Source organism: Clostridium sp. BSD2780061688st1 H5, from assembly GCF_005845155.1.
Classification (GTDB): domain Bacteria; phylum Bacillota; class Clostridia; order Lachnospirales; family Lachnospiraceae; genus Claveliimonas; species Claveliimonas intestinigallinarum.
Genome location: NZ_SPGT01000051.1, coordinates 1 through 4,768, shown reverse-complemented (window position 1 = coordinate 4,768; position 4,768 = coordinate 1). Strand labels below are relative to the sequence as shown.

Sequence of the window (4,768 nt, the reverse complement as noted above, 5' to 3'; positions counted from 1 at the left end):
TTGAATACCTCCTTATTCTCTTGGTTTTATTATGAAATCCTTGAGAATAAGCTGTCAACTTTTTTTATACCACACCACACTGATACGCTTCATTTGTTAAGTGTTATTCAAAAATTTTTTTATTTTTTTAAATCTTTGTGCAACAGCACTTCTGGAACAATGCCAAAGACGTGCTACATCAATTTGACGATAACCATCCACAAAAAGTAATGTCAATAGCTCCAAATCTTTCTTCGACAGCTTCTTCAATCTCAACAGTAGTTGTTCGTTTTCCACCGAAGCCAACCATCCATATCGCGTTTGATCAATCTTATCAACATCCCATTGATAAGATAACGATGCAAACTTTCGGAACAGCTGTGATTGACCACATACTTCATCATATTGTTCACAAGGTATTGGTTGCGTATGGTTTTGAAAAACCCTTTGACTGCAAAACCATGCCCAGTCATATTCTTTCATGGCAGCAATCTGTTCTTCGCTCATCCCTGCATCACAATACTCAACTTCTAAACGCTTCCATCTACTATCAAACTTCTTTTTCTCATATCCATAATTAAATCCCATTATTAACCTCCTGTAGATTCAATTTGCAAAATTCACCATGCAAACTAAAATCAGGAGGAGATCGACAACGAGAATCTCTGGGTTGTTTTCCATCCCCAGAAACAAAAATGCCAGCTGATCTTAAGGACCAACTGGCATTTTTATTCGCGCACAAAGAAAACGCATTATTAAGATTTTATAAGTACAACAAGTATACCAAGCACAATTCGATACCAACCAAACACCTTAAAATCATGTTTTTTGATAAAGTTCATTAGGAATTTAATTACTAAGACAGATACCGCAAATGCCACAGCCATACCGAGAACAAGAGCGAGCAGTTCTGCACTTGTAAATTCAAACCCGAATTTTAACAGCTTAAAAGCACTTGCTCCAAGCATAGTAGGTACTGCGAGGAAAAAAGTAAACTCTGCTGCTGCCACTCGTGAAACTCCTATGAGTAAAGCACCTATAATCGTTGCTCCCGACCGTGATGTGCCGGGTATAAGTGATAACACTTGAAATGCCCCTATCAAGATTGCTGTTTTATAGCTGATGTCAGAAAGTGCCATAGTAGTAGGAGTACGCTTTTTATTCCAATTTTCTATGAGAATGAATAACAAACCATAAAAGATTAACATGATTGAAATCACAATGGGGGTTTGGAGGTAAGCATCCAAATAATCATCAAATAGAATCCCCATAATAGCTGACGGTACACAAGCTACCGCAACCTTGAACCACAACGAGAAAGTATCCTTTTTAACAATTGACTGTGCTTTGTTCTTAAATTGAAAGGGAAACATCTTGTTCCAAAACATTACAACCACTGCGAGTATAGCTCCAAGTTGAATAACAACAAAAAACATTTCTTTAAATGCTTCGCTCATATTAAGTGTGATAAATTCGTCCACAAGAATCATATGTCCTGTGCTGCTGATAGGTAGCCACTCAGTAATACCCTCAACAATTCCAAGAAAAATAACTTTTAAAATTTCTATAAAATCAAGTACCATTATTTCAAATCCTCCTTTTTAAAATGATGAAAGGTCATAAGAAAACCAACTGCTGATACAAGAATAATAATAGATACAGACAGCAGTGTAGGATAGCCGGTACTCTGAAGTTTACCCTGCACCAAGAAATAGGTGGCTGTCCACGGATACAACGCTCCCCATTCTTGATTTGAAAGTGCGGCACTTCCCATGACAATCACGGCAGAGCCAATCATCGGGGCGACAAATCCTTTTGTTTTCATAGCAACAAACACAAAAGGAGAAACTGTTAAAAACATCAGGATACTGCCAAACAAAAACTTGGGGAGCCATACTATTGCCACTAGTAAGCTATATCCCTCCAATGTAAAGACAGCGTCATATAGCCCACAAACGATAAATATACCTGCCCATGTTACAAGGGTTAGCATAACAATCCAAAGAAGCAGGGTGCAAAATTTTCCAATTAATAGTTTTGTCCTTGAAATGGGTATGGGCAATATGGTTTTGAGGGTGCTTTCTGTGTACTCTCTGCTAAACAAGTAAGCTGCAATTGCCACATATATCATAATGTTTACCAGCAGCATGATATACAGTACACTGTCGCTGTATATGTCAGACAAGGTAAAGATAATCTCCGGCTTATCAAAATGTGTTTGCAAGGCTTCTATTAACATCAAAAGTGGGGTAGATAATACCCCTGCCACACTAATTAGCACCATTTTTGAACGCTTTAGTTTTAATAATTCACAAGAAATAAGATTAAGCAATACCGCCACCTCCAATCAGTTTAGAAAAGTAGTCCTCTAAGTTTTCCTCACTATCATTTATCCTTGTCACGAGCAGTCCATTTCGTGCAAATTCTCGATTGATTTCTCCAACACTTTGGCTAAAGTCATAAATTCTCACCGTACCGTCCTGCACTGTAAAATCCGTCATGTGGTAGTGGTTTTCTAAAATCTTTCCGGCTATCTCACTGTCAGATAAATCAAATTGAATGTATTTTCGATTCCTTTTGTGAAGCTCGGATATATTCACTTCCTCTACTAAATGCCCCTCGTGCATAACGCCGATAATATCTGCTATCTGTTCAATCTCGCTTAAAACATGGCTTGAGATAAAAATGGTAATGCCATGATTGTGACTAAGTTCAGATAAAAATGAGCGTATTTCAACTATTCCAATGGGGTCAAGTCCGTTAATCGGTTCGTCAAGTATTAAAAGCTCCGGCTCGTGCATAATGGCGGCGGCAATACCAAGCCGTTGCTTCATTCCGAGGGAATAATCGGAAAAGACTTTTCTTTTCTCCTTATGCAGCCCCACAACTTCAAGAGCTTTTTCTACTCCACTTTTAGATACTCCCCCTCGCAGTTTAGCGAGAATTTGCAAATTCTCATACCCTGTTAAATTACTGTAAAATCCCGGTGTTTCGATAATAGAGCCTACTTTGCTATAAAGGGTATGGATATTTTCCTTATAGTTTGTGCCAAACAAGCGTACCGTTCCCTCCGTTGGGAAAGCAAGCTGCAACATCATTTTCATTGCTGTGGTTTTGCCTGCTCCGTTTCTGCCGAGCAAACCATAAATTTTGCCCTTTGGCACATGAAGATTTACCTTATCGACAACGGTGGCTGTTCCGTATCGCTTCGTAAGATTTTCTGTTTCAATGATATAATCCATATTTGATTCTCCTTTCCGTGGGTTGCTGTTCTTGTTTTCGCTGACCACAATCTTATTATCCACGAGTATTGCATAGAAGCCAAGAAATCTACCGTCACAATGCCGACACAATAGATGTCAGCACGAAAAAAGCTCCGACACTTATCGTGTCAGAGCCTATTTTAAAGGGTTTATGGCATTTTACTTTGTTTGGGTTTGCTTTATCCAGACAAATATTTTAGCAACAAATAGCAGAAACATAAGGGCGGTTACATAGGGTTGTCTTGCCGCAACGAAGAAGCAGATAAAAAGCGTACTCAGCACGAGAGAGCATTTTGTGATTATGTTGCTCCATGATTCCTTTTCAAAACAAACACACATCAGTTTCGCTATCCCAAGTGCAATCAAAACAATAAAAACAATCCAATAGATTGCAAGATATATTGGGGTAGTGTCTGTAAATGAAAGTAGATTGACAGAATAAATATATCCGTCAACAAGGTTACCATACAACGGCAAAAGTATAAAAGTAACCGCCATCATATCTAATATTCCATAAATGAAACTGTAAATTTTTTTCAAGTTGGAACGATTTTCAGTTTCGGCAAGTGTAATCAGTTCTTCGCCCGATAGCAGTTCATCTATGGTCACAGAAAAGAATTTAGAAATACACTTGAGCGACTCAATGTTAGGGTAACCCTTGCCGCTTTCCCATTTTGAAATGGCTGTTCTTGATACATATAATTGCTCCGCAAGTTGTTCCTGCGTTAAGTTCTTTCCAGTCCTAAGCTGTTGTAGCTTTTCATTAAATTCCATGATTCTCCTCCTGTTTGTTCCTTGTTTTCATACGTCCATCAACGGGTTTTTCTGCATCTTTTGGTATCATCCATGCACGACCAAATTTTTCAGTTCCGTCAATGCGATTTTCCTCACATAATTTTTGTATCCGTCTTTCCGATATGCCCCATTTTTCAGAAGCGGCTTTCACAGAAATGTAATTCATAATATCAACTTCCTTTCGCAAAGAGTATATAATTATTATATACGGAATGACGAATAATAGCAAGTTTCTCTCCACTAATACGAAATTATACACTACTAAACATAAAATCATACTTCGTTCAAATATCATCACCCGAAATGTACAATGATATAGGATGATATTAAAATGTACCAAGATGAAAGAAAACTTGATTTTAAGCCGTTAGGTATAGCGATAAAAAAAGCTCGGGAAGCAAAAGGGTGGACACAGGAATATCTTGCCCAACTGGTAGACCTTACGCCACGCTCTATTATGTATATAGAGAACAGGGGGCAGCACCCAAGGCTTAACAAATTTTATCTCATTACTACCTTGCTTGACATCTCTGTAGACCAGTTCTTTTTTCCATGCAATGAAGATGGCGACAACAATCGCCGCAAACAAGTTGATGTACTGTTGAATGATATGGAAGAAAAGGAGCTTATCGTGATGGAAGCTACGGCTCAAGGTGATATTGTCAAGATTAGTTGACACATTTATTTCAAGGATATCACTGACTATGCTACCAGTTCCAAATCCTCATAAT

The 4,768-nt window shown here is 38.2% G+C and carries 7 protein-coding genes; 1 reads left to right on the top strand and 6 read right to left on the bottom strand.

Annotation, left to right across the window (positions count from 1 at the left end; translation table 11 throughout):
• Positions 1 to 96: 96 nt before the first annotated feature.
• The 6 genes from FGQ86_RS15985 to FGQ86_RS16760 all read right to left on the bottom strand — a co-directional run bounded on the left by FGQ86_RS15985 (position 97) and on the right by FGQ86_RS16760 (position 4,203).
• A complete protein-coding gene (locus FGQ86_RS15985) occupies positions 97 to 567 on the bottom strand; it encodes an RNA polymerase subunit sigma-73 (RefSeq protein ID WP_002576321.1) in 471 nt (156 codons plus the stop codon).
• Positions 568 to 734: 167 nt separating this feature from the next.
• Positions 735 to 1,562, bottom strand: a complete 828-nt coding sequence (bcrD, locus tag FGQ86_RS15980) for a bacitracin resistance undecaprenyl-diphosphatase BcrD (RefSeq protein ID WP_002576322.1) — start codon at positions 1,560 to 1,562, stop codon at positions 735 to 737.
• Positions 1,562 to 2,311, bottom strand: a complete 750-nt coding sequence (locus FGQ86_RS15975; RefSeq protein ID WP_002576323.1) for an ABC transporter permease — start codon at positions 2,309 to 2,311, stop codon at positions 1,562 to 1,564. The genes bcrD and FGQ86_RS15975 overlap by 1 nt, the downstream gene beginning before the upstream one ends.
• Positions 2,304 to 3,221, bottom strand: coding sequence for a bacitracin ABC transporter ATP-binding protein BcrA (gene bcrA / locus FGQ86_RS15970; RefSeq protein WP_002576324.1), 918 nt, complete (start codon positions 3,219 to 3,221; stop codon positions 2,304 to 2,306). Before bcrA ends, FGQ86_RS15975 begins: the two co-directional genes overlap by 8 nt.
• Positions 3,222 to 3,401: 180 nt before the next feature.
• Entirely contained in the window at positions 3,402 to 4,016 is a 615-nt protein-coding gene (gene bcrR, locus FGQ86_RS15965) for a bacitracin resistance transcriptional activator BcrR (protein ID WP_083578802.1), read from the bottom strand.
• Entirely contained in the window at positions 4,006 to 4,203 is a 198-nt protein-coding gene (locus FGQ86_RS16760) for a helix-turn-helix domain-containing protein (protein ID WP_009246557.1), read from the bottom strand. Before FGQ86_RS16760 ends, bcrR begins: the two co-directional genes overlap by 11 nt.
• Before the next feature lie 165 nt (positions 4,204 to 4,368).
• On the opposite strand from FGQ86_RS16760, the gene FGQ86_RS15955 reads away from it, so the two are divergent.
• Entirely contained in the window at positions 4,369 to 4,713 is a 345-nt protein-coding gene (locus FGQ86_RS15955; RefSeq protein WP_138305135.1) for a helix-turn-helix domain-containing protein, read from the top strand.
• The last annotated feature ends 55 nt before the right edge of the window (positions 4,714 to 4,768 follow it).

Bases quoted from the DNA above. Each gene is read 5' to 3' on its own strand.
- FGQ86_RS15985 (WP_002576321.1), bottom strand. From the start codon at position 567: ATGGGATTTAATTATGGATATGAGAAAAAGAAGTTTGATAGTAGATGG.
- bcrD (WP_002576322.1), bottom strand. From the start codon at position 1,562: ATGGTACTTGATTTTATAGAAATTTTAAAAGTTATTTTTCTTGGAATT.
- bcrA (WP_002576324.1), bottom strand. From the start codon at position 3,221: ATGGATTATATCATTGAAACAGAAAATCTTACGAAGCGATACGGAACA.
- bcrR (WP_083578802.1), bottom strand. From the start codon at position 4,016: ATGGAATTTAATGAAAAGCTACAACAGCTTAGGACTGGAAAGAACTTA.
- FGQ86_RS16760 (WP_009246557.1), bottom strand. From the start codon at position 4,203: ATGAATTACATTTCTGTGAAAGCCGCTTCTGAAAAATGGGGCATATCG.
- FGQ86_RS15955 (WP_138305135.1), top strand. From the start codon at position 4,369: ATGTACCAAGATGAAAGAAAACTTGATTTTAAGCCGTTAGGTATAGCG.